Source organism: Polaromonas sp. CG_9.7 (assembly GCF_015752205.1).
In the GTDB taxonomy this organism is placed as follows: domain Bacteria; phylum Pseudomonadota; class Gammaproteobacteria; order Burkholderiales; family Burkholderiaceae_C; genus Polaromonas.
Map to the genome: position 1 here is coordinate 1 of NZ_JADOVG010000040.1, position 2,638 is coordinate 2,638.

Annotated in this window: 2 protein-coding genes; both read left to right on the plus strand. The window is 63.7% G+C overall.

What is annotated here, in order from left to right:
• Nucleotides 1-115: 115 nt before the first annotated feature.
• Nucleotides 116-1,636, plus strand: coding sequence for an IS21 family transposase (gene istA / locus IWX87_RS19340; RefSeq protein ID WP_196865126.1), 1,521 nt, complete (start codon nt 116-118; stop codon nt 1,634-1,636).
• Nucleotides 1,629-2,432 carry an IS21-like element helper ATPase IstB gene (gene istB / locus IWX87_RS19345; RefSeq protein ID WP_196865127.1) on the plus strand — a complete coding sequence of 268 codons (804 nt, stop codon included), beginning with the start codon at nt 1,629-1,631 and terminating at the stop codon, nt 2,430-2,432. Before istA ends, istB begins: the two co-directional genes overlap by 8 nt.
• Nucleotides 2,433-2,638 lie beyond the last annotated feature (206 nt).

Sequence of the window (2,638 nt, forward strand, 5' to 3'; positions counted from 1 at the left end):
TGTTGACGCCGACCGAAAACTGACCCACTTATAGAAGTTGTGCCGATCCAAAACTGACCCAGGTGTTTTACTTGCCCTGCCTTATTTTTAGGCAGGAGCGAAAAAGGTGATCACCATGGAAATGTTAGGCAAGATTCGACGGATGCATTTGCGCGACAAGCTTTCGCTGCATGAAATAGCCAAGCGCACGGGGTTGTCGCGCAACACGCTGCGCCGCTGGCTCAGGGCGCCAGAAGCGGTGCAGGTGCCCGTCTACAGCAGGCCCCAGGCGTTGGGCAAGCTGAGCGCTTTCACTTCAGAGTTGGAGCAGGCCCTGCAAGCCGATGGCCACCGCAGCAAACAAAACCGGCGCACGGCCAAGGCGCTGTTTGCGCAAATCCAGGCGGCCGGCTATGCGGGCGGCTACAGCGCGGTGACGGACTTCACGCGCGCCTGGCGCGGCAGTGCCGGCAAGGCTCCCCATGCCTTTGTGCCGCTGAGTTTTGCACTTGGTGAAGCCTTCCAGTTCGACTGGAGCGAAGAGGGCCTGGTCGTCGGCGGCATTTACTACCGGCTGCAGGTCTCGCACCTCAAGCTGTGCGCCAGCCGCGCTTTCTGGCTGGTGGCCTACCCCAGCCAGGGCCATGAAATGCTGTTCGATGCCCACACACGCTCTTTTGCGGCCCTGGGCGGCGTTGCCCGGCGCGGCATTTATGACAACATGAAAACGGCGGTAGACAAGGTCAAAAAAGGCAAGGGCCGGGTGGTCAACGCCCGCTTTGCCGTGATGTGCGCGCACTACCTGTTCGATGCCGATTTCTGCAACGTCGCCTCGGGCTGGGAAAAAGGCGTGGTGGAAAAAAACGTGCAGGACAGCCGCCGGCGCATCTGGCTCGATGCGCAGAAATGCCAGTTTGGCTCGTTCGAGGCGCTCAACGCCTGGCTCGGCGAGCGCTGCCGGAGCCTGTGGAGCGAGATCCGCCACCCCGAGTACAAGCAGTTCAGCGTGCAGGAGATGCTGGCGCAAGAACTTCCCGAGATGATGCCCATGCCGGCGGCCTTTGACGGCTACGTGGAAAGGCAGGCGAGCGTATCGAGCACCTGTCTGGTCAGCGTGCAGCGCAACCGGTATTCGGTGCCGTGCGAGTTCGCCGGCCAGCGCGTGAGCACCCGGCTGTACCCCACGCGCATCTGCGTGGTGGCCGGCGATGCCGTGGTCGCCAGCCATGAGCGGGTCGTCAGCCGGGGGCAGACGGTGTATGACTGGCAGCACTACATCGCGCTGGTGCAGCGCAAGCCCGGCGCCCTGCGCAACGGAGCGCCCTTTGCCGACATGCCCGCGCCCTTGAAGCAGCTCAAGCTCGGCCTGCTGCGCCACCCCGGTGGGGACCGGATCATGGCGCAGGTGCTCGCTGCCGTGCCGACGGCCGGGCTGGAGGCGGTGCTGGTGGCCGTCGAGCTGGTCGTCGAGTCCGGCGCCCTGAGCGCCGAGCACGTGCTGAACGTGCTGGCCCGGCTCAATGCCTGCGCGCTGCCCGAGACGGTGCAAACGACGCTGCAACTCGTCGATGCGCCGCTGGCCAACACCGGCCGCTACGACACCCTGCGCTGTGTCATTGGGGCGCCAGGCGGCGCGGTGGCGGTCCACCATGCGTGATGTCACCGCTGAGCTCAAAGAGCTGCGCCTGCACGGCATGGCCAGCGCCTGGACGGACCTGATGAGTCAAGGGGAATCGTCAACGGCCACCTCCCGCTGGCTGATCGAGCACCTGCTGCAGGCCGAACACACCGACCGGGCGATGCGCTCGGTCAGCCACCAAATGAACGCGGCCAAGCTGCCCATGCACCGCGATCTGGCCGGGTTTGACTTTGGCGCGTCCAGGGTCGATCAGCCGCTGGTCAGGCAACTGGCCACGCTGGCGTTTACCGACACGGCGCAAAACGCGGTGCTCATCGGTGGGCCCGGCACGGGCAAGACGCATCTGGCCACGGCCATCGCCGTGGCGGGCATTGCCGCGCAGGGCAAGCGCGTGCGCTTTTACTCCACGGTCGATCTGGTCAATGTGCTGGAGAAGGAAAAGCGTGACGGCAAGGCCGGACGCATGGCTCTGAGCTTGATGCGCATGGACCTGGTCGTTCTCGATGAGCTGGGCTACCTGCCGTTCAGCCAGGCGGGCGGCGCCTTGCTGTTTCACCTGCTCTCCAAGCTGTACGAGCACACCAGCGTGGTCATCACCACCAATTTGAGTTTCTCCGAATGGTCGAGCGTCTTTGGGGACGCCAAAATGACAACAGCGCTGCTCGACAGGCTCACCCACCACTGCCACATCGTGGAGACGGGCAACGAGTCGTACCGGTTTCAGCACAGCACCCTGGCCGCCAAGTCGCGGATCAAAGCGCGCGAGCAAGTGCGCAAGGAGGCAAAAGCAGCACGGCCAGACGAGCCGTTCTGAGCCGGGCGCGCACGGGGAAATCCGCTACGGGCTACGCCCTTCGCTCCTTTCCCCGTGCAGTCTAGGAATTCAAAAAGCCTGGATAAGGAAAGCCAAGAACCAGCTGCTGAGTACACTTATCCACAGTTGCTGGTTCCAACACCAGCGACCCGCCCTGGGTCACTATTGGATCGGCAGGGTGGGTCAATATTCAATCGGCGCCGACA

Bases quoted from the DNA above. Each gene is read 5' to 3' on its own strand.
- istA (WP_196865126.1), top strand. From the start codon at position 116: ATGGAAATGTTAGGCAAGATTCGACGGATGCATTTGCGCGACAAGCTT.
- istB (WP_196865127.1), top strand. From the start codon at position 1,629: ATGCGTGATGTCACCGCTGAGCTCAAAGAGCTGCGCCTGCACGGCATG.